We start from the raw sequence: 24,290 nt of genomic DNA, 5'->3' as shown, positions 1-24,290 counted from the left end.
CTCAGACCTCCAGCTCGCCCGTCAGGCGGGTCAGGGCGTACAACAACATCCAGTTCTGCACGCAGGCGCGCAAATCGCCTCCCACAACCAGACGGTGCTGACGCACCAAGCGGTTAAATGGAAAGCCCTGGGCCAGATCCGCAAAAGCAGCACTATCGCCTTCCAGCCAGAACGGCACCTCGCGCGGGCCGGTGCCCGCCTGCACATCCTGTTCGGACACGGCCAGCCAACTATGCTCGCCGGTGTCGGTATTGCGCAGCGCCACGCAAACATCGGCCAGGACACTATGCTGCCGTACAAAATCATTGGCGCGGGCGCGCTTGGCCCAGGCAGCCAGCACGGCAGGGTCAAACAGAGATAAAGACGTCAGCATCAGACATACCTTTGTCGAAGAAGGAACTTCTGCACTTTGCCCGAAGAGGACTGGGGCAGGGAATCCACAATAAAGATGCGTTTGGGTACTTTAAAGCCGGACAGTTTTTCCCGACAAAACTCGCGCAGCACTTCCACATCCGGCTCACGGCCATTAGCGGGCACAATCGCGGCAACCAGCTCTTCGCCCCAATACTCGTGGGGCAGGCCAAAGGCGGCGGCCTCGCGCACATCGGTGTGGCTGGCCAGACAGTTTTCCACTTCCAGCGCGGCCACGTTCTCGCCACCTGTCTTGATCATATCTTTGCTGCGGCCCATGAAATAGGCAAAGCCTTCATCGTCCACCCGAATCAAATCGCCCGTGTGCAGCCAGCCATCGGCATCCAGCACCTGGGCAGTCAGCTCGGGCTGTCGCCAATAGCCTTTGAACACGGTCGGGCCACGCACCTGCATTTCGCCCGGCCCGCGCTGATCGGGCAGCACCTTGCCGTCGGCATCAACCAGTCGATACTGCACATGCCGCCACAGGTAACCGATGGAACCGGGATGCTCCAGAATCTCCTGCGTGTAGCGATTCTTGATGGTGGTGACACAGCTCTCCGTCATGCCAAAGCCCCAGCTGAATTCAGCATTGGGAAACACGGTGCGGATCAAATCCTGACGCCACTGGCCCAAAGGCGCAGCCGCAGTTTGCACAAACTGGGCACCGGGCAGGGACAGCTCTTTAAACTCAGGGTGATCGGTCAAGCCCACCCACATGGCCGACAACAGGAACACATGCGTAGGCTGGTACAGACGCAGTGCGTCCATGACGGCGTCGGCCTCAAAACGCGGAACCACATGCAAGCTGCCACCGGCATACAGAATGGGGCCATTCACCACCCCGAAGCCGCCAATGTGAAACAAGGGTGTCGCCAGCAAGGAGCGGCTGTTGGCATCAATGCCCAGCTCCATGATGTAGTTCACCGCATTGGCCGACAAATTGCCGTGTGTCAGCATGGCCCCCTTGGGGGCTGAGGTCGTACCCGAGGTGTACATGATGATGGCTACATCTTCATCCCCCACACGGCCAAAGCGGTGCTGCACCGGATCATCCGCACGGTGATCGGGCAAGGACTCAGGCAAATGCTCCAGCCACTGCACAGCACTGTTCAAACCACCTTCGGACTCGATCTGCTCGCGCAAGGGACGGTAGGCCGGGTCCACAATGCACACGGTAGGCTGGGCATCATCCAGCAAGTAACGCAGTTCGGCGGCGCCGTAACGGGTGTTCACCGGCACCAGAGAAAAACCGCCTACGGCCGTGGCATGCAGCAAGGCCAGATAATCGATGGAATTGGGCGTCATGATGGCCACCCGATCCCCCGGCTGTACGCCCAACCCTTTCAAATAAGCCGACAAGGCGCGCGCACGCGCGCAGAACTGGCCAAAGGACAAGGCCTGGCGCTCGTCCGAGACCGCTACCTTGTCGGGGTAGCGTTCGGCATTAAACATGGCGACCTGGTAAATATTAGGCATGATGCGAAGCCTCTGCGGCGTGGCCCAGATAGGCTGCTGCAATTTGTGGGTTATTCATGATGTCTTTGCTGTCGCCCGCCAGACTCAAGCGCCCGGTTTCCAGCACAACGGCGTGATTCGACAACTTCAGCGCCAGGCGAGCGTTCTGCTCCACCAGCACAATCGTGGTGCCGTCCTGGCTGATCTGACGAATCGCACGGGCCACTTCCAAGGTGACCGCCGGGGCCAGACCCAGGGAGGGTTCATCCAGCAAGAGCAGGCGGGGCCGGGACATCAGGGCTCGGCCAATCGCACACATTTGCTGCTCGCCGCCCGAGAGATGACGCCCCTGGCTTTGCTCGCGCTCCAACAGGCGCGGAAAGTAGCCATAAATACGCTCCAGATCCACCGTAATGTCGACCTGATCGCGACGCAGATAGGCCCCCATCAAGAGGTTCTCGCGTACCGTCAGTTCCGGGAACAGGCGACGGCCTTCAGGAGACAGGGCAATACCCAGATTCACACGGCGTTCTGCACTCAAGTTCTGGATAGGCTGGCCTTCCAGCAGGATTTCTCCCCCAGCAACCGGCACCAGACCGCTAATGGCTTTCATCAGGGTCGATTTACCCGCTCCATTGGCTCCGATCACGGCGCACACACTGGCTTCTTCCACCGCAAAACTGACCTTGTCCAAGGCCCGTACTGCGCCATAGGACACGCTCAAGTCCTTGATTTCCAGCATGGGCGCAGGCTTGCTGACCTTGGCAGCTCCCTGACCAGCTGTAGAGACCGAAGCCGAGTGTCCCGTCCCGTTTTGCGCTGCGCGGGCTTCCACTGCTGGCTCCAGCCCAGGCTCCTTGTCCAGATCCGCACCCAGATAGGCTTCAATCACCCGCGGGTCCTGACGCACTTGTGCGGTCGGGCCTTCGGCCAGCAAACGACCGTTAACCAGCACCACCAGCTTTTGGCACAGGCGCATCACCAGGCCCATATCGTGCTCGACCACCACCACATCAATGCCACTGGCGTGGATGCGTTCAATCAGGTCGGCCATAGCCACGGTTTCCACCGGGTTCAGGCCAGCAGCGGGCTCATCCATTAAAAGAAGGCGGGGCATGGCTGTCAGGGCCATACCCACACCCAAAATCTTCTGTAAGCCATAGGCCAGCGAATCGGCCTGCTCATCGGCTACAGACTCCAGGCCAATCAAGGCCAAGGCTTGTTCTGCCTGTCGCGCGGCCTCTTCGCGGCCACGGCGCACACCCCAAGGGTTGAACAGCGACCAGGGCGAAGGAAACTGACGGAACAGAGCCGCGCGATACAGGTTTTCAAATACCGTGTGGCCTGCAAATACATGCGTCATCTGGAAGGTACGCACCAGACCCTGGCGCGCCAAGGACGCGGCCGGGCGACCCGTAATCGCGGCACCATCCATGGTGACAGCACCCGCGCTGGGCTTGGTCGTACCGGCAATCAGATTGAACAGCGTGGTTTTACCGGCGCCGTTGGGGCCGATCAAGCCGGTAATCTGACCGGGAGCCGTGCTGAAGGACACCTCGTCCACCGCGCGGATCCCACCAAAATGTCGGCTAAGACCCTGAACATTCAATTGCACGCTCATGCTGCCTCCTTGCGCGCGCCGCGCCACTTACGCCACAGACCCGCCAAACCTTGCGGCATGAACAAGAGCAGCAAAATCAAAGTCAGGCCATAGATCAGGCGCTGATACTGCTGCAAGTCGCGCAGCAACTCGGGCAGGGGGATCAGGATTGCGGCCCCCACCACGGCACCAGCCAGGGCACCCACACCACCCAGCACATTCATGATGACGGCATTCACCGCTGTCCAGAAACCGAAGGAATCAGGCGAGATATAGCCTTGGTAGTGGGCATACAAGCTGCCTGTCCAGCCGGCAATCAGGGCGCTGAGGACAAACACACTGACCCGAAAGCGCAGCACATTCAAACCACCGGAACGCACCAATTGCTCGTTCTGATGCAAAGAGTCCGCCACCATGCCCCATTCGCGGCGGTACAAGGCCCGCAGCACGAAATACACCACCAAGGCAAAGCTGACCGTCACCAGATAAACGCCGTAACGCCCTTCAGGAATCGGCAAGCTGGCTTGCAGGGCCGGAATCTGGCCAAAGCCGTTATTGCCGCCAAACAGTTCGTGGAACTCGATAAAGCACAGCACCACGGCTTCGCCAAGGGCGAAGGTCAAGAGTGCGAAATGCACACCCTTGATACGCATAAAAATAGGGCCGGTGATCACAGCTAATGCTGCCGTCAGCACTCCGGCGCCCAAAAACGCGGCTGGAAAGGACCAGCCATAATCTCGACTCAAAATGGCCGAGGCATACGCCCCCAGCCCGAACAAGGCGCCATGCGCCAGCGAAAGCTGGCCGATGCGCAAAACCAGATTCATGCTCATGGCCAGGCAGGCGTACAGCGACACCATGATGGCCAGATGCAGGGCAAAGCGAGGCTGTCCGGCCCACACGGGCCAGCCCAGCAGCACCGCGACCACAACGGCATGCCAGACCCATTGCAGGGCGCCATCACGCGGATAGAAAGAAGCAGTTTTGATCGCGCTCATGACGATTTCCCCATCAAACCGCTGGGTTTGACCAGCAACACGGCCATCACGATCAGGAAGGACAACATGGTGGCCACGGTCGCGTTATAGAAGGTTGACGCCACGGCCTCGGTAACACTCAGAATCAGGGCGGCAACCACCGCACCGGGCAAGCTGCCCAGACCACCCAGAACCACAATAATGAAGGCTTTCACCACCACGGCTTCGCCCATATAGGGGTGCACGGTGTAGACCGGCGCCATCAGGGCACCCGACAAGCCGGCCAGGCCGCAGCTCAAGGCAAAGGTGAAGGCCATGATCTTCCAGGAACTGACGCCTTGCAGACGTGCCACTTCCCGATCCTGCGCCACCGCACGTATCGTCATGCCGATACGGGTGCGCTCGATCAGAAAATAGAAGGCGGCCAGCGCCAGCACACTCATGCCTACGATCAGCAATTGATCCTTGGCGAAAAAGGCTTGGCCAATTTGCCATGCACCTTCCACCGGACGGCGTACCGATTGCTCGTCCACCGAGAACAGCAGCGAGATCCCCGCCTGCAAGGTAATCGCCAAAGCCAGGGACATGATCATGCCGCCCATCTCGTCGCCGACAAAGCGACGGAACAGGCCGCGTTCAGCCAGTAAGCCCAGAAATCCCACCAGCACGGCAGCAGCCGCGATAGAGGGCAGGTAGGGCCAGCCAAACTGACCATAAAACACATACATGGCGTAAGCGCCCAGCATGTAGAACTCGCCGTGAGCGAAGTTCACCACCCGCAAGATGCCAAACACCAGCGTGAAACCCAGGGCAACCAGGGCGTACACGAACGTGGACATCAGGGCGATGATGGCGATTTGCATTGCGATCTGCATAATTGCTAACCGTATCAAGGTGCACTCCACCGCCGTGGCGGAGTGCGTACTGAAACAAAACCGGTAATTAGCGGGCGTCGAACTTGTTGATGACCTTGGCCTTGCCGCCCTCGATCACACCCAGGTAGGCCGGGGTGGCGATCTGGTGGTTCACGCCATAGACATCCTTTCCGCCCCACACAATCGCGCCTTGAATACCGTCAAAGCTGCTATTGGCTTCAATGCGGGCACGCACGGCATCGGTATCGTCCACGGTGCCAGCTTCGTTAATGGCCTTGAACAGCAGGCGGGTGGCATCGTAGAAGTAGAAAACGAAGTCATCCATGCTGTTGCTGTGGACCTTGGCGTAAGCCTGGCTCAGCTTCTGGTACGGTTCGCTGGACGGATCGGCAGACAAATACACCAAGGTTCCTTCCGCATTGTCCGCACCGGCAGACTTCACGGTTTCAGCCACGTTATTGCCACCAAACTTGGTGAACTGGCCTTTGAAGCCCATTTCACGTGCCTGACGTATCACGATCCCGGCCGGGCCAGGTGGCACGGTGTCCAGCTCGATGAAGTCCACGTTCTTGGCCAGAATGCTGGTCAGCAAGGTGCGGAAATCGTTTTGCGAGCGCTCGAAGAACTTGGTTTCAGCCACGTCGTAACCGGCGTCCTTGTATGCAGCGGTCTGGATCTTTTGCGTACTCCAGCCGGTTGCATCGTTAGGCGACAGGATCGCCAGACGCTTCAGCTCGGGGCGTTCCTGCTTCAACCAGCCGATCAGCTGACGGTTGTATTCGTACTGCGTAGGCAGCACGCGGAACATGTATTGCGTGTTTGCATCCAGCACTTCGGTCGAGTAGCTGTTGGACAGCATGATGACCTTGTTGCGCTCGGTAATCGGCTTCATGGCCATGACCGAGGCCGAGCCAATCGGGCCGATGATGTATTTCACTTCGTCCTGATCGATCAGACGGTTGGTGGCGGTTACTGCATCCGCTGCCTTGTAGTGGTCGTCGTAGGTCAGCACTTCAACCTTGTACTTCTTGTCGCCCACTTCCAGGCCACCGGCCTGATTGATTTCATCCACGGCGATTTTCACGCCACCATCAATAGCCAGCCCCCAGGGCGCGCCTGGACCTGTCATGCCTCCTACCACACCCAGCTTGAGCGTTTGAGCCTGCGCGCCCAGCGCGGCCACCATCCCTGCTGCTGCCAGTACACCCCGTATCCCGTTTTTCATGGACCTGCTCCTATTAATTGACCGGACATAATTGTTGTTTGATACGAACAATATAATAAGGAGCCGATACTTGTCTATGGAAATATGGATTGATAATGACCTTATAACCAGCGCCCACAGGGGAATACGCCTGAATTTAAGGGAAAACACCGACGCAGTCTGTCGGTTTATTTGTACGGACGTTAATCTATACATTTATATAAAAAAATCATGGCCTGGGCATGTATTCCGCTAAATAGTGGGGTTGAAACCACCTGCTCCCAGACACAAAAAAAAGCCGCTTTCCATAACAGAAAGCGGCCTCGAGGTCCGGCTACTCCTACCACTCATTCATAAAGACACGGTCTGCATGTACTGATCAAAGCGTGCTTCCGCGAAGCGGAACCACAGCAGCTCATCCTTTTGGAACGCACGGTAATCCGCATAAATCGTACGCCATTGCGGATTGCTTGCATTCAGTTCGGCATACAGTTCCTCACTCGCCTTGAATGAGGCATCCAGCACTTCCTTGGAGAAAGGCAAGACTTTGGCTCCCTGACCGACCAGTTCTTTCAGGGCACCTGGGTTACGGGCATCGTATTTGGCCTGCATATCCAGATGCGCATACGTGCTGGCTGCCGAGACAATATCTTTGTAGTGCTGCGACAAGCCGTCATACGCTTTCTTGTTGACCAGCAGATCCAGCCCTACTGAACCCTCCCACCAGCCTGGGTAATAGTAATAGGGCGCGACCTTGTGAAAGCCCAGTCGCAAATCGTCATACGGCCCCACCCACTCGGCGGCATCAATAACGCCTTTTTCCAGCGCCTGGTACACCTCGCCACCGGCGATGTTTTGCGGAATGCCACCCAGCTTCTCGATGACTTTACCGGGCAATCCACCAATCCGAATCTTCAGGCCCCGTATGTCTTCCGGGGTATTGATCTGCTTGCGAAACCAGCCACCCATCTGCACACCGCTGTTGCCACAGGGGAAGTTGACGATGTTGTAGTTAGCATAAAAATCACGTGTCAGCCTCAAGCCATTGCCGTGATACATCCAGGCCGTCAGCTGGCGAGAGTTCATGCCAAACGGAATGGCACAGCTCAAGGCAAACGCCTCATTCTTCCCAAAGAAATAGTAGGGCGCCGTGTGAGCCGCTTCCACCGAGTTCTGTTCCAGCGCATCGACTACACCCATGGCCGGCATCAACTCCCCACCCGCATGCACGGAGATATTGAACTTGCCATCGCTAAGCTCGCGCACTTTCTGCGCAAAGACTTCCCCACCGCCATAAATCGTATCCAGGTGCTTGGGAAAGCTCGATGCCAGTCGCCAGCGCAAATTCTCTTGCGCCTTGACGACCGCAGGGGCCATGCCACTGGCCACAATGCCGGCCAGGCCGGTCAGTTTCAGCATTGCTCGTCGTTCCACGCTTGTGTCTCCTCGTTTTATTTATGCAAAGTCAGCAGCTTGCCCCCAACGGATCAAGCTGCCTGCGGGACGAATCAATCAAACATATCGGGCTGGGTGCGCAACAGGTTTTCCCAGATCGGCTGAAAGTGCAGCCAGCCAATGTATTCGCTCCCTACGTGCTCACGGCTGTAACGGGCACGTTCGGGGGTCACCAGTGTTGGCGTCATGCCGGTTGCTGCAATCATCAATTGCTGCTGGCAGCAGCGTTCCAGCGCAATGAACCAGAAAGCGGCGGCTTCAATGCTGTGGCGGCTGGCCGTCAGCAAACCATGGTTCTGGTGAATGGCTGCCTTGACGCCCGCAAAGGCATTAGCCACTTTGTGACCAGCCTTGGTTTCCACGGCAACCTGACCCGCTTCTTCGCGAATGACAACATGGTCTTCAAAAAAGGCGGCGGCATCCTGCGTAATAGGCAGGATTTCCTGGCCCAGTGAGGCAAACGCAGTGCCATAAACCGTATGGGCATGGCACATGGCAACGATGTCGGGATGTGCTTCGTGAACCGCAGCATGCAGGACAAAGCCGGCACGGTTCACCGCGTAATCGCCTTCCACCACTTTGCCTTCGTGGTCCGCCAGAATCAGGTTCGAAACCTTCACATCGGCAAAGTGCACGGCCATGGGATTGGTCCAGTACAAGCTGGGATGCTCGGGATCACGGATGGTCAGGTGACCAGCAAAGCCATAGTCCAGACCATGCAGGGCAAAGGCACGGCAGGCGGCCACCAGGCGCTGCTTCAAATGCGTGCGCGCTTCTTCAAAAGACTCAAACTGGGGCTCTTCGGGATAGATCAGGCCCTGCTGCTCGGGCTGGTAAATGGACTTTCGGCCCGTCATGGCCAAAATTTCATTGATATCGGGTTTAGCGTTCATGGGAAGGTCTCCTTCGGGTTCGGCAAGATGTTGCGTTGCCCGCACGCCAGCCCATCCAGCGCAGCGTACGGGTGAAACGTAAAACCATGGTAGAGGTCGAAAACCATGAATGACAAACGAAGCTTTTTCAGCTATTGATTAAAAATATTCATCTGTTTAAGGCACCCTTATGCGAGCCATCCCTAATTTCGCCTGGCTACGAGCCTTTGAATCCGCTGCCCGTCTGGAGAGTTTCAGCCTGGCGGCCGATGAGCTGCACCTGACTCCTTCCGCGATCAGCCATCAGGTCAAAAGCCTGGAGACTCATCTGGGACGCAGCCTGTTCGTCCGTCACAACCGGCGTGTCAGCTTGAACAGCCAAGGCCAGGAGTTCTATCGGGAACTGACTCCCTTGCTGGACAAGCTGGCCCGGCTTTGCGAGGACACACAAGGCGAGAGCGGGGGTACGCACGCCTTGACCGTGCATTGCGCTCCCAGCCTGGCGGTGAAATGGCTGGGGCCCCGTCTACATGCTTTCATGCGGGATCATCCCGGCTTAGCCATCCATTTGCGCACGGATGCCACGCCGCCCGATCTGCACCAGTCCACCGACATTGACTGCGTGATCAGCTACGGACATGCCCCCAGCCACGACCCTAGGCTGGTGGTGGAGTCGCTGCATCCTGAACCCCTGTTGCCTTTATGCTCGCCCAAACTCTATGCCAGTCTGGCTCTGCATCAGCCCTGGTACCTGCATTTGCCCTTGATCGATTCCACCATCAGTCCGGTCAGCTGGGCTGACTGGTTTGGCAGCAATGGCATGGCCTCCTCCCCCGGTCCACGTCTGTCCTTTGACCGCGGTGCCATGGCAGTTGCAGCAGCGGTGGACCAGTTGGGTGTCTGCCTGGAAACACAACGCTTTGCCGAACGCGAACTGGACAATCGGGAACTGATCGTCTTGCCCGCCCCCAATGGTCGCAGCCTGCAACGCGAGATGCATTTTCTCTACTACCGCAATCACCGCGACACGCTTAAACGCGTTGAACACCTGCGTGAATGGCTGCTGCGCGAGGCCAGCCTGACCCCGATGCGCTAAGCAAAATTTCTGTCCTAGGGATTTCCCCCGACCTGCCAATTTTTCCTTGACACCTCGAATATCGCCCCACAATACTGAACTCTGTATACAGAACACAGAACTCACAAAAAGGAGGCAGTATGAAGGTGTTTTATGACAAGGACGGCGATCTGGCCCTGGTGCAGCAACGCCGGGTTGCCATCATCGGCTACGGCTCTCAAGGCCATGCTCACGCATTGAATCTGCGTGATTCTGGCGTGGAAGTGGTCGTGGGTTTGCGCCCCAACAGTGCCTCGCGTCAAAAGGCCGCCATTGCCCGTCTGGCTGTGGCAGACATCGCGTCTGCCGTTCAACAAGCCGATATCGTGATGATGCTGCTGCCTGACGAGGACATTGCCCGCGTCTACGAGCAGGAAGTCGCCCCCCATATCCGCCCCGGCGCCACGCTGGGCTTTGCCCACGGTTTCAACATCCATTACGGCCAGATCCAGCCCCGCGACGATCTGGACATCATCATGGTCGCCCCCAAGGCACCCGGCCACACGGTGCGCTCCACCTACGTGGAAGGCGGCGGGGTTCCCCACCTGATCGCCATTCATGCCGACCGTTCCGGTCAGGCTCGTGACTTGGCCTTGTCCTACGCCATCGCCAATGGCGGCGGACGCTCCGGCGTCATCGAAACCGATTTTCGTGAAGAAACCGAAACGGATTTGTTTGGCGAGCAGGCGGTGCTCTGTGGCGGCATGGTGGATCTGGTCAAGTGTGGATTCGAAACCTTGGTTGAGGCGGGCTATGCCGAAGAAATGGCCTATTTCGAATGCCTGCATGAACTGAAGCTGATTGTGGATCTGCTGTACGAGGGTGGCATCGCCAACCTGAACTACAGCATCTCCAACAATGCCGAGTTTGGCGAATACCAGGCCGGTCCACGCATCGTGACCGAAGACACACGCCAGGCCATGAAAGTCTTGCTGCGCGACATCCAGGACGGCACCTATGCCAAGAATTTCATCCTGGAAAGCCGTGCCGGCCAACCCTCCTTGAATGCCCATCGACGCCTGAACCAGCGCCACCGCCTTGAAATCGTCGGCGAGCAGCTGCGCGCCATGATGCCCTGGATCAGCGCCCAGGCGCTGGTCGACCGAAAAGTAGCCTGACCCTTTCCACCATTGATCTATACACGAGGACGACATGACCGAAAAGAAACTGATTCCCTACGGCGGCTATTACACCAACCGCATTCCTGATCACGACCCTGAGTTGACCGAAGTCGGTCCTGGTACGCCCATGGGCGAATACATGCGCCGCTTCTGGCATCCCGTCTGCATGGCAGCGGAACTGACCGACACCCCACGTTTCCTGAAAATACTGGGTGAAGAACTGGTCGCCTTTCGCGACAAGAGCGGTCAGATCGGCCTGCTGCACGCCCATTGCGCCCACCGTGGCGCTTCCCTGGAATACGGTGCCATCCAGGAAAAGGGCATTATGTGCTGCTATCACGGCATGGTGTTCGACGTAGACGGAACCTGTCTGCATGTCCCTTATCCGAAAGGCGAAGAGGCCGAGGGCGAAAAGTACGCCTGCTCCATCCGCCAGGGTGCTTACAAAGCCTTCGAGCGCCATGGCCTGATTTTTGCCTATATGGGCCCACCCGATGCCGAACCTCCCTTCCCCGAATGGGAAGAAAACTTCACCGTCATGCCTGGTGATGAACTGGTGGCTTTCAGCAACTTCCAGCACTGCAACTGGCTGCAAGTACAAGACAATGCCGCTGACAACTTCCACCCCACCGCACTGCACGCTGCCAAGAACGTGGTAGGCGGCAACTACCAGGGCACCACGTTTGATGAGGTGGGCGCAGCCTCCATGGAAGTAGCCCCCGACATGCAGTTCATCCCGGTACACAATGGCCGCAGCCTGGCCTGCGCGGGTGCGCGTCGTGCCAGCAAGGACAATCTGTTTATCCGTGTTCAGCACCAGGTCCTGCCCAATCTGAGCCTGCATGCCTACACGTCCGAAGACGGTGCCCAGCAAAAGTTTTTCAGCCGCTTTCACATCGTGCGCTGGACCGTCCCCGTGGACGACCAGAACAGCAAGATGATTGGCTGGCGCGTCATGGGCCCTGGCATTGATACACGCGGAGTGGGCAACAAGGATATGGTGGGCTACGAGACCATCGACTTTCTGGAAGGGCAGGTTGCGATGCGCCGTCCCGAGCGCTTTGGGCAATACAAGCTGGAAGATCTGCCACCCATCCCGTCCGACCACCGTGCCCGTCACAACTACAAGGAATGCCAGCAGGCACCGGGCGATTACGAGGCCATCATCAGCCAGCGCCCGATTGCGGTCCATGCCCTGGAGAACCCGACCAAGTTCGACGCCGGGCTGTACATGTTCCGCAAGATGTTGCGCGATGCCTTGCGTGGCTCCAACCCTGCCGCGACCCCCGAAGGCTTTGCCCAATGGCTGAAAGACTGTGGGGGTGCCCCCAACAGCTATTGCTCGGGCAATGTCCTGGCGATTCCCGAGTCCGAGGATTTGGCCCAGGAAGTCGCACGCCGCCGACATGCCACGCGCGAAATCGTGCGCATCCTGACCTCGGCCGACAATCTGAAAGGCTCGGAACGCGAGGCTTTCGTCAAACAGAGCATGCAGGAACTTCAACAATCGCTCAGCGCTGTTGCTGCTGAATCCTGATCGCCTGCCGCACCCGCTCCAAAGGGGCGGGTGCCCCATACGGAGAGCGCCATGAACGCCATTGCAGAACCCGCCACTCCCGTCCAGGCGGCTACCAACCCGGACGGGCTGCTGTCACTGCGGATCCGGCAAATCCGCTACGAAGCACAAGGCATCAATTCTTATGAACTCAGCTGTCCTCAGGGTGGCGAGTTGCCCGCCTTTGAGGCCGGTGCCCATATAGACGTACATATTCAACCCGGCCTGATCCGCCAATACTCGCTGTGCAACCCGCCTCATGAGCGTCATCGTTACGTCATTGCTGTCCTGCGCGATGCCAATGGACGAGGCGGCTCACGCACCTTGCACGACGCCTTGCAGGTCCAGCAGCAAGTCACCGTCAGCACGCCCCGAAATCATTTCCGACTGGACCCGAACGCACGCCGCTCCATCTTGCTGGCCGGGGGGATAGGCATCACCCCCATCAAGGCGATGGCCCACTTTCTGGAATCGCAGGGCCAGCCCTTTGAATTGCACTACTGCACTCGCAGCCACGACACGGCCGCCTTTGGCTCCGAACTGCTCACATGGCAAGAGCAAGGCCGCCTGCATCTGCATCTGGACAACGGCAATCCCGCACAAGGTCTGAACCTGCAGGACTTGCTTGCCAATGCAGCTGAAGGCACCCACGTGTATTACTGCGGCCCGGCCGGCTTCATGCAAGCCTGTGCCCAGGCCAGTTCGCACTGGCCTGCCGGTTCCGTGCATTGCGAACACTTCAAGGCGCCTGAACCTGCCCCGAATGCCAATACCCTGCCTCCCGGTGCCTTCGTGGCGCAGATTGCCAGTACCGGCCAGTGCATTGAGGTTGCTCCCGATCAATCCCTGAGCGATGCCTTGGCGCAAGCCGGTGTGCCGATTGCCACCTCCTGCGTATCGGGCCTGTGTGGCACATGCCGCATCAACTACCTGCAAGGCGATGTGGATCACCAGGACTACATCCTCAGTCCCGACGAGCAAAGCCACTGCCTGACCGCCTGCGTTTCACGCGCACGTTCGGGCGTACTGGTTCTGGACCTGTAAGGCCATCTCCTGGTCCTGGCTCCCGCCAGGGCACACCCCATTTACTTCGGGCACGCTCATGGCCCAAGGAGTCACCACAGCACCTGCTACAACGCGGCTTGCACACGGCCGCCATCAAACACTCCCCGGCAGCACAACGACGAACACAACAATATTCGCGGAGACAACAATGACTGCATTGAAAACCATGGTGGGGGGAATAGACCACCTGAACCGCTGTATCGGATTCATCATCAAATGGCTATTGCTGGCCACCACCATTCTGAGCGCCAGCAACGCCATCACTCGCAAGGCTTTTGACCTGAGCTCCAACGGCATGCTGGAAGCTCAGTGGTACCTGTATGCGGCTGTCTTTCTCTTGGGAGGAGGCTACGCATTTCTGCATAACAGCCATGTTCGTATCGACTTCGTTTCCACCCGCCTGGGGGCGCGGGGACGCAACCTGGTGGACATCGCCGGGATTGTTGTCGTCCTGATCCCGTTCTGTATTTTTGTCATCAACCTGAGCTGGGGATTTTTCACCGCCGCCTGGCATTCGGGTGAAATGTCCGGCAATGCCGGCGGGCTGGTGCGCTGGCCCGCCTACCTGCTGATTCCTGCCGGCTTTAGCCTGCTGTTGCTTCAGGGCTTGGCCGAGCTGGTCAAACGTATCCTGTTCCTGACAGGCAAAGGGCCGGACTGCATTGCTGAAGATAATGCCCAGGACACGCCTATTCATGTGCCAGCCGAAGCGCTATCGACCGCACAGGAGGGCGCACGATGATTGCCACCTTTATCACGGACTACTTCGTCCCCATCATGTTTCTGAGCCTGATTGTGCTCTTGCTGACCGGCTTTCCTGTAGCCTTCGGGCTGGCCGCCACCGGCCTGGTATTTGGCGTACTAGGCATTGCACTGGACCTGTTTCCGACCAATCTGTTCCAGGTTTTGCCGCTACGCATCTTTGGCATCATGCAAAACGAAACCATGCTGGCCATCCCCTTTTTCACCTTGATGGGCATCATTCTGGAACGCTCGGGCATGGCCGAAGACCTGCTTGAAACCATGGGTCAGCTCTTTGGTGCTGTCCGTGGTGGCCTGGCCGTTTCGGTTGTCCTGGTAGGGGCCCTTCTGGCCGCCTCCACCGGCGTCACATCGGCTGTGGTGATCTCCATGGGCCTGATCTCCTTGCCCGTCATGCTGCGCTACGGCTACAAACCGGAAATTGCTACGGGCGTCATCACCGCCTCAGGTGCTCTGGTACAGGCATTGCCGCCGTCTCTGGTCCTGATTGTGATGGCCGATCAATTGGGCCGCTCAGTCGGAGACATGTACGCAGCGGCACTGGGCCCCGGTCTCTTGCTGCTGGTGATCTACATTACATTCGTCATTGTTCTGGCCTTGATCCGTCCTTCCTGGATGCCAGCACTGCCAGAACAGGCCAGAAGTCAGGTGACAGCCACTGGTGCAAGCGGACGACGGTCGCTGGGCATGTTGGTCCTGCTGTGCGCCTTCATCGGGTTTACCTGGGCAGGCCTGCACAACGAAGTCATGGCCCAGGTCTTTTCCCAGCCGGCTCAGGCCCCCACGGATCAAGTGGCCATCACCGCCCTGGTTGTCGCCTCCCTGAGTGCGCTGCTGTTTGCGACGGTAAATCGCGTGACAGGATGGGGACTGCTCTCGCAACTGGCCGAACGCTTCGTCTTCGCCCTGATCCCGCCAGTCATCCTGATCTTTCTGGTCCTTGGCACCATATTCCTGGGAATTGCTACACCAACAGAAGGCGGTGCCATGGGTGCAATTGGCGCGCTGATACTGGCCTTGATACGCAAACGCCTGAACTGGTCCTTGCTCAATCAAGCTCTGGAAAATACCGCCAAGCTGGCTATTTTTGTGATGTTCATCCTGATCGGCTCCACCGTCTTCAGCTTCACATTCAGTGCCGCAGACGGCCACCTGTGGGTAGAGCACCTGTTTGATGCCATTCCCGGCGGCGAACTGGGTTTTGTCATTGCCGTCAGCGCCATCATCTTTGTGCTGGGCATGTTCCTGGACTTCTTCGAAATTGCGTTTATTGTGGTCCCGCTGTTAGCGCCCGTTGCCAACAGTCTGGGCATTGATCTGATCTGGTTCGGGATTGTCATTGCCCTGGTCCTGCAGACATCCTTTCTGACACCCCCGTTCGGTTTTGCCTTGTTGTATTTGCGCAGCGTGGCACCCCGATCCGACTATGTGGATTCCGTTAGCCAGCAAACTATTCCAAGGGTTCGTACCCAGCAGATCTGGAAAGGCTCAGCCTACTTCGTCGTACTACAATTGCTGGTGGTAGGAATCGTCATCGCCTATCCGCAACTGGTAACGGGAGGCTTGCACAAGACAGTCAGCCTGAGCGAAGAAGAAATCCTGCTCCAGCTGAACCGTCCCGCCCCCATGCTCAGCCTAGATGCGACACAGGCAGACGATCCGCTAAGCAACCCGTTCGAGGTACAAGCGACGTCAGACCAGGACCCCATGGCTGCGCTCTTGCAATCCATGCGGACCACGCCCTGATGTAAACCCAGGGCCGCAGCCAGGCTGCGGCCTTAACTTGTTTTTTGTTTGTAGCGGAGTTCCAGACCTCATGCATGCCAAGCTTTCCGGTAAGTTGCAGGCCCGTCCACACTATGTTGACGAGGTCTATCGCATCCTGCTCGATGCCATCAGCGACGGCTCTCTGGCCCCCGGCTCGCGCATCACTCAGGAAGACATTGCCGAGCAGCTCAACGTGTCCCGCTCGCCCGTGTTGCAGGCCATCCAGTTGCTGAAAAAAGATGGGCTGCTACAAGATGCCGAAGGGCGGGGCGTCATGGTGGCCCCACTGGATCTGGAACATATCGGGCACCTGTATCAAGTTCGTGGCGCATTGGAAGCATTGGCTACCAAACTGGCGGCCCGTCAAAGCGCCGTACTGGACCCGGACCTGATCCGTCTGGGCCGCAAGGTTGCTCGTGGTCATGACGTACGCGCCATGATCGAAGCCGACGAAGCCTTTCACAAAGCAATTTACGAAGCGTCGGGCAACCCCATGATCGCCGAGAGTGCGCAGGTTCATTGGGTACACCTGCGGCGTGTCATGGGGGCGGTACTGCAATCGGCAGAGCAGCGTCTGTCCATCTGGGACGAGCATGAAGAACTGGCTGCGGCCATAGCATCGGGCGACGAAGCAGGCGCCCTTGCCATCTGCGAGCGGCATATGCACAACGCCAGCGACAAGCTGCTGACCCGCCTGCAGGAAATACTGGAACAGCCAGTGTAAGAACAATACAAAACCAAGGACAGAGCGCCCCTGTAAAAAAGGGGCGTTCTTCATTGCACTGTACGTCCTGTGTTAGAAGCCCCTCTTACTCCATATGCGCCAACGCCGCGACCGGCACAGGCTTCACTGGCGCTTGAGCCTTGTAAATTCCCACTTGATCTATGCCCCGGCCCAAACGGCTGGCCAGCATCTGCGCCACGGTGTGTTGGCAGTAGCGCCCCTGGCACATGCCCATTCCGGTACGACAGGCCAATTTGATGCTATTGATGTCCGTGACATAAGGATGGGCGTCCAGAAACTGATTCACCTCCTGTGCCGTGACTTCCTCGCAGCGGCACACCACTGTATCCGGGGTGATTGCCTGGGCCAGTGCCTCCAGCTTGGGGGCAGACAAGGCAATAACGGTGTCGGTAAAACGACGATTACGACCCAGGCGCAGTTGCAGGTCAGCAATGGTTTTTGCTATCTCTGTCTCGGCAACTGGCTGCTGCAACTCCAGCACACATTGCCACGCGGCCAACTCACCTTGCAAATGGGCATTGAATGCCCCTGCAATGCCCGTTTGCTCCCCGGCAACCAGCACACCTGACTGAGTGCTGTGCAGCCTCTCGTCATGCTGCACCAGCCAGCCGCCAGCGGCACTGTCCCACCGCACGGCACAACCTGCCTGGCGCGCCAATTCAGTACTGGCGAGCAGGCCATAGCCCACAACCACCGTATCGGCCTCTACACGCCTTTGTGTACCCGCAATGGCGTGCCAGTTTTGATCCAATTTACATAGCGTGGCAGCCTGAACGGACTCGTCCCCATAGACACGCTCTATACCCGTTGCAAAGCGCAAAGGCACGCCATGACGACGCAGTTTCAACAAGATCGCCAGCAGTTGTTTAACCAGCCGGGACTGTCCGGGCAGGGCACGCGTAGCGCGCAGCATTTCCTTTATGGACGGCAAGCTGCGGGCGATGGCAACTTCGGCAATCTGTGCACCGGCATCCAGCAACAACTCAGCGACCAGAAGCAGCAGGGGATGGCCGCCCACCAACAGAAAACGCTGTCCCGGCAGCAGGCTTTGGCTCTTGATCATGGTTTGCACACCACCGGCGCTCAGCACGCCCGGCAAGGTCCAACCCGGAAAGGCCACGGGCAAGTCATAGGCCCCGGTCGCAATCAACACCCGGCGTGCTTTCAGCACGGAGGCGCCCTGTGGGCCAGCAGTGCCGATCTGACGCACATGCTCATCCTGCGGGTCGTCAAAAATCCCCCACACCAGGGTACTGAAATGCCACTGCACAGCCGTGGTGGCCCGTGCCCAGGCAAACAAGCTGTGTGAAAAAGGATAGGTGTGCATGGAGTCCGGGTCCGCTGCCGCAAACTCCTCGGGTGCCTGCCGGAATACCTGTCCGCCAAAGCGCGGCTGCTCGTCCAGCACGGCCACGCTTAAACCCTGTGAGCTGGCGACTCGAGCCGCAGACAGTCCTGCCGGACCTGCCCCCACAATCAATAAGTCCAGAATGTCAGACATCGTCGGCTACCTCGATCTGCATACCGCTACGCACCGTAGTCATGCAACTGCGCTGCCCCTGCACACCGTCAATGGTCACGATGCAGTCAAAGCACACGCCCATATTGCACACCGGACGACGTGGCGCACCACTGGCGGTGCGACGAAAAGCGCCGACTCCGGCCGCCAGCAAAACCGTCGCCACGGTTTCACCGAGATAACAGGCTGTCTCATGACCATTGATTGTCACCACGGCAGGCTCGAAGCGCTGGCGTTTGTGCAGCAAACGTTGTGCGTCAGGCAAAGGTCAAACTCCTAAAACGATCAGGATCGTAGGCAGAGATATCCAGGCTGGGCGGCTGGCCCAGCATCTGCGCTATCAGCAAGTGGGCGTAGGTCAAACCTAGGGTGAAGGCGGCTCCACCAGTAGCAATGAACAAACCGGGGCGGTGCGGCACTTGGCCCAGCAATGGCAGTTGGTCCGACACCAGAGAGGTCACCCCGGTCCAGGAGCGCAAGACAGGCAAGGTGGCCAGTTGGGGGACGACACTGCAGGCGGTCTGTACGCTGCGTTGCAAAGAATCCAGGTTCAGACTGGGTTTGCGTTCCAGATCCGCTATCCCCTTACGGTGATGCAGTGTGGAAGGCCAGCCGCCGCCAATTAGCACCGTGCCTTCAGCCGTTTGCTTCAAGGACAGACGTCGTCCCACGTGCTGGAACAGGTAATCCATAAAGGGCGCGGTGCGTGCGGTGGCGGTCATGGTCAGGGCAATCGGGCTGACAGGTAACTGCGAGCCGGTCATTTGCGCAATACGCCCGGACCAGACACCGGCCGCAATCAGAACCTGCTTGCTGCGACATTGCTCGCCACTGAGCACCTGGGCTTGCCAGTCAGAACCCACTCGCCTCAAGTCCACCACCTGGCATTGGCTGACGATCTGTGCTCCCAAGGCACGTGCGGCGGCGGCCAGGGCCAGACTGGCACGGCGCGGGTCGGCCTTGCCTTCGTCAGCACAAAAAGCCCCCATCAGCACGGAGTCCGACAAATAGGGCGCTTTGGCTTGTAAAGCGGCCCGGTCCAGTAGCTCGACCTTCAGGCCGGCCTGGTTTTCCAGACGGCTTTTTTGTTCCAGAACCTGGGCTTGCTGGGCCGTCTCTGCCAGCATGAAGCCGCCTTTCTGGCGCACACCCACAGATACACCCAACTGATCCTCCAAAGCCCGCCAGCGGGCAATGGCGTCCACATGCAAGGGCATGGCTTGCAAGGCGCGTTTGCTGGCCTCCAGCCCCGCCTCGATCATGCGGTATTCCATCTGGAAATGCAGGCTGCCCGCATTCTGGCTGGATGCCTGCAGGCCCAGCTCACCTTGTTCGATCAAGGTAACGGGCACTCCCGCCAGGCTCAAATAGTAGGCAGCGGCGCAGCCCAGCAGCCCGCCGCCAATGATCAGGACATCCGTCCGGGTGGGCAGGGTGCCAGGGGCACAGGCAGGTAGGGGGGAAAGAGAATCAGGCTTGGGGCTCATAGTGTAGTGATGCGGTACACCGTTCGCCCCGGATCAAGACAAATCAGGGGACGGGCGGGGTAATCGACATGATGATTTCCGCTTCCTCCGTTCCCCGGTTCAGGTAACGGTGGCTTTGGCGTGCATCAAAGCTGATGTTCTCACCAGCTTTGACGTCAAAACTTACCTTATCAATCTCTGCAGTAATGACACCCCGGACCACATAGACACTTTCCAGGGACGGGTGCGACATATCGTCCATGGACTGTTGACCGACTTCGTAAACAGCCCGGAACACTTCCATCTCGCCATTGCCCCGGGTGAGCCGTTCATAAACGACGCCCCCACGCGGGCCACGCAACAACATGCGTTCACCAGGGCGGCTGATCCATACCGACGGCCCCTTGCTGGTATCCATGAACAAGGAAGACATGGATTCCCCAAAGATCCCGCTGAGCTTGCGCAGGGTCGTCAAACTGGGTGTGGTGACACCGCGTTCTACCTGACTGAGCAGCGTGGGCGAGAGCTTGACCATCTGACCCAACTCCCGCAGGGACAGACCCTTGGCCACGCGCAGCTCATGAAGTCGTTTGCCTATCATTCTGAAGTCCTATGTTCGTGTAGTTATGTGTAGCCGAACTTCACGAATTATAGGGTAAGAGAGGCAGCCTAATGGTGTGCAAATGCATGTTCCGAAACTACACAAACCGTGCAGTTTCAGTGCTGAATTCTTCCAGACTTTACACGTGTGCACAAGCACTTTACACGTCACATCGATATAGACCTCACAGACACAAATCACAAGCCATTGTTTATAAACAATATTTTACCTAGGGAAAATACGTAGTCTGGTTTTTCAACAAAAAACTACAGGCCTAAAGTATTATTTAACCGTAAATTATGTGCAGTTTTATTGCACAATCTTGTATACAGCCCCCGTACGGGCATAAACGGAGACTTCATGACATCGCCTGTTTTGCCATTGGCTATTGAACAAATTGATCACGCCGCCTGGACCGTACCCGATCTGGATGCGGCCATTGCTTTTTATGAACGCCTGTTTGGTGCCCGCCAACTCTACCGTCTGGGGCCCATCAACAGTGCCGATCTGCCCCGTTCTGCTCAAGGCAAAGACTGGACCCACGCTCACCTGGACGTCCCCGATGCCAAGCTGGAACTGGCCTTTATGGTCCTGCCCAATGGCTTTCATATCGAGCTGTTTGCCTACGCACAACCTGCCAGCGACACCCAAAAGGCCCTGAAGTCCAATCATGTGGGTGCACATCACCTGGGTTTTCTGGTGGCCGATCTGGATCAGGCGGTGGCACGACTTGAACAGCACGGCTGCACAGTATTGGACCGCATCGCCTTTGATTCTGGCCCGACCGCCGGTGCTCAATTCCAGTACTTCACCGACCCCTGGGGCAATATTTTTGAGCTGGTCCAGCGCAGCCAACCACTGAACGCCCCCCAGGGCCGTGAATGCGTGAATCCGGCATCGCTCTACAACAGCACCAACTTCGGTTTTTCGCACGCTGTTGTGCAGGACAACAGCCGCACCGTGCATCTGGCCGGACAAGTCGCCTGGAATGGCGAAGGACAATTAGTAGGCGCGGGCGATCGCATCGCTCAAACCCGCCAGGCTTTACAGAACCTGAAAACCGTCCTGAAGGAAGCCGGTGCCAGCCCGCGCGATGTCGTGCGTTTGCGCACCTACCTGGTCGGCCATACACCTGAAGAGCTGGGCCCGATCTGCGCACTGATCAACGAGTTTTACGAGGGGGCCGAACCGGCTGCCAACACCTTGCTGGGAGTGGTCAATCTGGCGCTGCCAGACATGCTGGTCGAGATCGAAGCCACGGCACGTCTGCCCTGAGCCAGAGGCCTCCTCTTTTCTTCAACCCATACAAGTGACACACATGAGCAAGAAACACCGGGTGAACTGGAAGGGCTATATCCCAACCATCATCACCCCTTTTGATGAAGCACGACAGCTGGATGTACCGGCACTGCACAGCATGCTGGAATGGCTGCATGCCGAGGGCATGCACGGTCTGTTTGTAGGCGGCACCACCAGCGAATGGACCAGCCTGTCCAACCAGGAACGGGTAGAGCTGTTCCGCGCCAGTGCCGACGCCATGCGCGGCAAATTGCCTTTACTGGCAGGCTGTACCGGCTACACACCCGCCGAAGTGGTCGCTCTTGCTCAAGAGGCCCAGGCACTGGGCTATGAAGGGGTCGTGATTGCACCGCCCCCCTATGTACGCCCCAATGACAAGGAAATACTGGCCTTTTACCAGCAGATCGCCAAAGAAATCACCCTGCCTATCGTGATTTACAACTGGCCTGCCGGGACCGGAATCGATTTGTCGGTGGATTTGCTGGAGCAACTGAGCGATATCGATGGTGTCGTCGGCATCAAGCAATCCAGCCCCAGCATTGAACAGTTCATCAAGACGCTGTTCCGCCTGAAAGACAAGGTCCGTGTGTACGGCTTTCGCATGGACGAACACGGCCTGTCCCTGCTGCAAAGTGTGGATGGCGACGGCACGATTGGCGCAGGCGGCGTGTTGGGCCGTTATCAGCCCGATTTTTACAACCACATCTGGCGCGGCGATATAGACGCTGCCCGCGCCTGCGGCCAGAAAGACATACAGATTCTGCAACGCTGGTACACCCCTGAGCTGATCGGCCGCTACGGCTCCTCGCCCTCGGTGCTGAAAGTTGCATTCAAGATGCGCGGCGTACCCGTGCAGCCCTATGTACGCCGCCCCATTCTGGAGGTCGAGGACACCGAGATAGACGTCATACGCCAAACTTTGGTCGATCTTGAACTGATCTAAGACCCCTGCCGCGAGTACCGCCGGTACTCGCCCCACACCCCCTTCGCTGGTACACGGCGCAGGCACTTTGCCCTGCCTGCTTTGTTGCGCCTGTTTCTTGCTGCATCACTTGCGGTAGGGGGATTGCTGCACGCTTTTTTTATCTACCACGAAGGAGAAGAGGAATTGAAAACAAGAAATAAAACTGCTGTCGGTACGGCCCTGTTTTTACTGATGGCCAGCTCGGCAGCCCACGCATCCATCACCCTGTACGGGATTTTGGACACGGGTGTTGGCTACGACATGAACAAGGGTAATAGCAGCTACAGCCGGGACCGGACTGATGCCACCGAGTTCAAGACTTCGCGCCTGGGTCCTAATAGCGGTGTGCATTTTGGCAGCCGCTGGGGTATCCGCGGCACGGAAGATCTGGGCAACGGGCTGCAAGCCAAGTTTGTGCTGGAAAGCGGCTTTGATGTGCCTACCGGCAAGTCCATTCAGGGTGGTCGCCTGTTTGGCCGTCAGGCCACACTGGGTCTGGCTGGCGAGGACTGGGGTCAGGTGGATTTCGGTCTGAAGAACAATATGCCGACCGAATACTTCAGCATGGCTCACCCCTTGGGTGGCGGTGGCGGGATTGTGGGCTTTGGTTCGACCTTCAGCGTGGCCAACACGGTGCGTTACGACAACCAGATCCAATACCAATCGCCCACGTTGAACGGCTTTCAGTTCGGTATTGGCTATTCCTTCAACATCAACGGGCAGCAGCACTGGGATAGCGAGCGCCCGGATGGCACCAACAGCAAAGACAACAATATCCGTGCAGTGACCACCGGCCTGCGCTACAACAACGGTCCCTTGAGCGCCGCTCTGGTGTACGACCAACTGCACATCAATAAACAGTCTGCCAGCGGTGCACGTCCTGCTGCCGACTCCACCCGTGTCAGCGCCTGGGCGGGTGCGGCAAGCTACGACTTTGATGTGGTCAAAGTTTTCGCCGGTATCGGTCAAACCCGTGACGGTCTGTTTGCTACCCAGGTCTTTGGCCTGAGCAACGTCACCAACCCCTTGCCATCCTTTGCTGCGGTACCGGGCCTGCGGATCAACTCCTACTCCTTTGGGGTGACCACACCCCTGGCCGGTGGACGCTTCTCGCTGGGCTGGAACATGGCTGATCCACGCAACTTGCCAGAGAGCATTACCGGCCCCAATGCGCAGACCAAACGTCAGCATGTGTACTCGGTGGGTTATCAGTACGACCTGTCCAAGCGCACCATGGTGTACGTGTACGGCGGCTATGCACAGAACCTGACCTTCCTGCCAGACGCACGCGCCACACAGCTGTACGTAGCCTTTAACCACAAGTTCTAAAGCGGGACGCCCCTTCGGGGGCCACACCCTGACTCGCTGTACTGTTTTTCCGTAGATACGCGATTCTGTTCCGCGCTATCTGTTTTTATACGCCCCTGTACGTAAGTCGTCAGGGGCGTTTTTTTACCACC

The 24,290-nt window shown here is 58.1% G+C and carries 22 protein-coding genes; 10 read left to right on the top strand and 12 right to left on the bottom strand.

The window, feature by feature from the left end:
- Window position 1: 1 nt before the first annotated feature.
- The 8 genes from WFM49_RS13815 to WFM49_RS13780 all read right to left on the bottom strand — a co-directional run bounded on the left by WFM49_RS13815 (window position 2) and on the right by WFM49_RS13780 (window position 8,873).
- Window positions 2-373: a hypothetical protein gene (locus tag WFM49_RS13815; RefSeq protein ID WP_336973798.1), complete on the bottom strand. Its 372-nt coding sequence runs from the start codon at window positions 371-373 to the stop codon at window positions 2-4.
- Window positions 373-1,890, bottom strand: coding sequence for a class I adenylate-forming enzyme family protein (locus WFM49_RS13810; protein WP_035269397.1), 1,518 nt, complete (start codon window positions 1,888-1,890; stop codon window positions 373-375). Before WFM49_RS13810 ends, WFM49_RS13815 begins: the two co-directional genes overlap by 1 nt.
- On the bottom strand, window positions 1,883-3,490 hold the full coding sequence (locus tag WFM49_RS13805; protein ID WP_336973795.1) for an ATP-binding cassette domain-containing protein: 1,608 nt from the start codon (window positions 3,488-3,490) through the stop codon (window positions 1,883-1,885). The genes WFM49_RS13810 and WFM49_RS13805 overlap by 8 nt, the downstream gene beginning before the upstream one ends.
- Window positions 3,487-4,467, bottom strand: coding sequence for a branched-chain amino acid ABC transporter permease (locus WFM49_RS13800; protein WP_021447157.1), 981 nt, complete (start codon window positions 4,465-4,467; stop codon window positions 3,487-3,489). The genes WFM49_RS13805 and WFM49_RS13800 overlap by 4 nt, the downstream gene beginning before the upstream one ends.
- On the bottom strand, window positions 4,464-5,309 hold the full coding sequence (locus tag WFM49_RS13795) for a branched-chain amino acid ABC transporter permease (protein ID WP_021447158.1): 846 nt from the start codon (window positions 5,307-5,309) through the stop codon (window positions 4,464-4,466). The genes WFM49_RS13800 and WFM49_RS13795 overlap by 4 nt, the downstream gene beginning before the upstream one ends.
- Window positions 5,310-5,388: 79 nt before the next feature.
- Window positions 5,389-6,546 (bottom strand): ABC transporter substrate-binding protein, encoded by a 1,158-nt coding sequence (locus WFM49_RS13790; RefSeq protein WP_009461449.1) that lies wholly within the window; start codon window positions 6,544-6,546, stop codon window positions 5,389-5,391.
- Between the two features lie 330 nt (window positions 6,547-6,876).
- A complete protein-coding gene (locus WFM49_RS13785) occupies window positions 6,877-7,959 on the bottom strand; it encodes a TRAP transporter substrate-binding protein (protein WP_336973792.1) in 1,083 nt (360 codons plus the stop codon).
- A 74-nt stretch (window positions 7,960-8,033) separates the two neighbouring features.
- Complete coding sequence (locus tag WFM49_RS13780) at window positions 8,034-8,873, bottom strand: class II aldolase/adducin family protein (protein ID WP_060186776.1); 840 nt, start codon at window positions 8,871-8,873, stop codon at window positions 8,034-8,036.
- 169 nt (window positions 8,874-9,042) lie between these two features.
- Between WFM49_RS13780 and WFM49_RS13775 the strand changes: the two genes are divergently transcribed.
- From WFM49_RS13775 to WFM49_RS13745, 7 genes are all read left to right on the top strand, one after another.
- Window positions 9,043-9,948, top strand: coding sequence for a LysR substrate-binding domain-containing protein (locus WFM49_RS13775; RefSeq protein WP_083055143.1), 906 nt, complete (start codon window positions 9,043-9,045; stop codon window positions 9,946-9,948).
- 74 nt (window positions 9,949-10,022) lie between these two features.
- Window positions 10,023-11,084, top strand: coding sequence for a ketol-acid reductoisomerase (ilvC, locus tag WFM49_RS13770; protein ID WP_336974045.1), 1,062 nt, complete (start codon window positions 10,023-10,025; stop codon window positions 11,082-11,084).
- A 34-nt stretch (window positions 11,085-11,118) separates the two neighbouring features.
- Window positions 11,119-12,624 (top strand): Rieske 2Fe-2S domain-containing protein, encoded by a 1,506-nt coding sequence (locus tag WFM49_RS13765; protein ID WP_250756382.1) that lies wholly within the window; start codon window positions 11,119-11,121, stop codon window positions 12,622-12,624.
- Between the two features lie 51 nt (window positions 12,625-12,675).
- Window positions 12,676-13,686, top strand: coding sequence for a PDR/VanB family oxidoreductase (locus WFM49_RS13760; RefSeq protein ID WP_336973788.1), 1,011 nt, complete (start codon window positions 12,676-12,678; stop codon window positions 13,684-13,686).
- A gap of 169 nt (window positions 13,687-13,855) precedes the next feature.
- Window positions 13,856-14,449, top strand: coding sequence for a TRAP transporter small permease subunit (locus WFM49_RS13755; protein ID WP_060186779.1), 594 nt, complete (start codon window positions 13,856-13,858; stop codon window positions 14,447-14,449).
- Window positions 14,446-16,215 carry a TRAP transporter large permease gene (locus WFM49_RS13750; RefSeq protein WP_336973786.1) on the top strand — a complete coding sequence of 590 codons (1,770 nt, stop codon included), beginning with the start codon at window positions 14,446-14,448 and terminating at the stop codon, window positions 16,213-16,215. The genes WFM49_RS13755 and WFM49_RS13750 overlap by 4 nt, the downstream gene beginning before the upstream one ends.
- Before the next feature lie 70 nt (window positions 16,216-16,285).
- On the top strand, window positions 16,286-16,960 hold the full coding sequence (locus tag WFM49_RS13745; RefSeq protein ID WP_026483969.1) for a GntR family transcriptional regulator: 675 nt from the start codon (window positions 16,286-16,288) through the stop codon (window positions 16,958-16,960).
- A gap of 85 nt (window positions 16,961-17,045) precedes the next feature.
- Here the strand turns inward: WFM49_RS13745 and WFM49_RS13740 are convergent, their stop codons facing one another.
- The 4 genes from WFM49_RS13740 to WFM49_RS13725 are packed head-to-tail and all read right to left on the bottom strand — an operon-like array spanning window position 17,046 to window position 20,567.
- Complete coding sequence (locus WFM49_RS13740; protein ID WP_336973784.1) at window positions 17,046-18,482, bottom strand: NAD(P)/FAD-dependent oxidoreductase; 1,437 nt, start codon at window positions 18,480-18,482, stop codon at window positions 17,046-17,048.
- Entirely contained in the window at window positions 18,475-18,765 is a 291-nt protein-coding gene (locus WFM49_RS13735) for a (2Fe-2S)-binding protein (RefSeq protein ID WP_080655528.1), read from the bottom strand. The genes WFM49_RS13740 and WFM49_RS13735 overlap by 8 nt, the downstream gene beginning before the upstream one ends.
- The gene (locus WFM49_RS13730; RefSeq protein WP_254002488.1) at window positions 18,758-19,987 is read right to left on the bottom strand and encodes an NAD(P)/FAD-dependent oxidoreductase; all 1,230 of its coding nucleotides are present in this window, start codon (window positions 19,985-19,987) and stop codon (window positions 18,758-18,760) included. The genes WFM49_RS13735 and WFM49_RS13730 overlap by 8 nt, the downstream gene beginning before the upstream one ends.
- A 43-nt stretch (window positions 19,988-20,030) precedes the next feature.
- A complete protein-coding gene (locus WFM49_RS13725; RefSeq protein ID WP_026483973.1) occupies window positions 20,031-20,567 on the bottom strand; it encodes a helix-turn-helix domain-containing protein in 537 nt (178 codons plus the stop codon).
- Window positions 20,568-20,927: 360 nt separating this feature from the next.
- On the opposite strand from WFM49_RS13725, the gene WFM49_RS13720 reads away from it, so the two are divergent.
- From WFM49_RS13720 to WFM49_RS13710, 3 genes are all read left to right on the top strand, one after another.
- Window positions 20,928-21,842 carry a Rid family hydrolase gene (locus tag WFM49_RS13720; RefSeq protein ID WP_336973777.1) on the top strand — a complete coding sequence of 305 codons (915 nt, stop codon included), beginning with the start codon at window positions 20,928-20,930 and terminating at the stop codon, window positions 21,840-21,842.
- 43 nt (window positions 21,843-21,885) lie between these two features.
- Window positions 21,886-22,809 carry a dihydrodipicolinate synthase family protein gene (locus WFM49_RS13715; protein ID WP_035269456.1) on the top strand — a complete coding sequence of 308 codons (924 nt, stop codon included), beginning with the start codon at window positions 21,886-21,888 and terminating at the stop codon, window positions 22,807-22,809.
- Window positions 22,810-22,974: 165 nt separating this feature from the next.
- On the top strand, window positions 22,975-24,159 hold the full coding sequence (locus tag WFM49_RS13710) for a porin (protein ID WP_336973775.1): 1,185 nt from the start codon (window positions 22,975-22,977) through the stop codon (window positions 24,157-24,159).
- The last annotated feature ends 131 nt before the right edge of the window (window positions 24,160-24,290 follow it).

Origin of the sequence: Alcaligenes sp. PF14 (assembly GCF_037150615.1) — a bacterium.
GTDB classification, from domain to species: Bacteria; Pseudomonadota; Gammaproteobacteria; order Burkholderiales; family Burkholderiaceae_B; genus Alcaligenes; species Alcaligenes phenolicus.
This window is presented reverse-complemented; position numbering and strand designations above follow the sequence as displayed.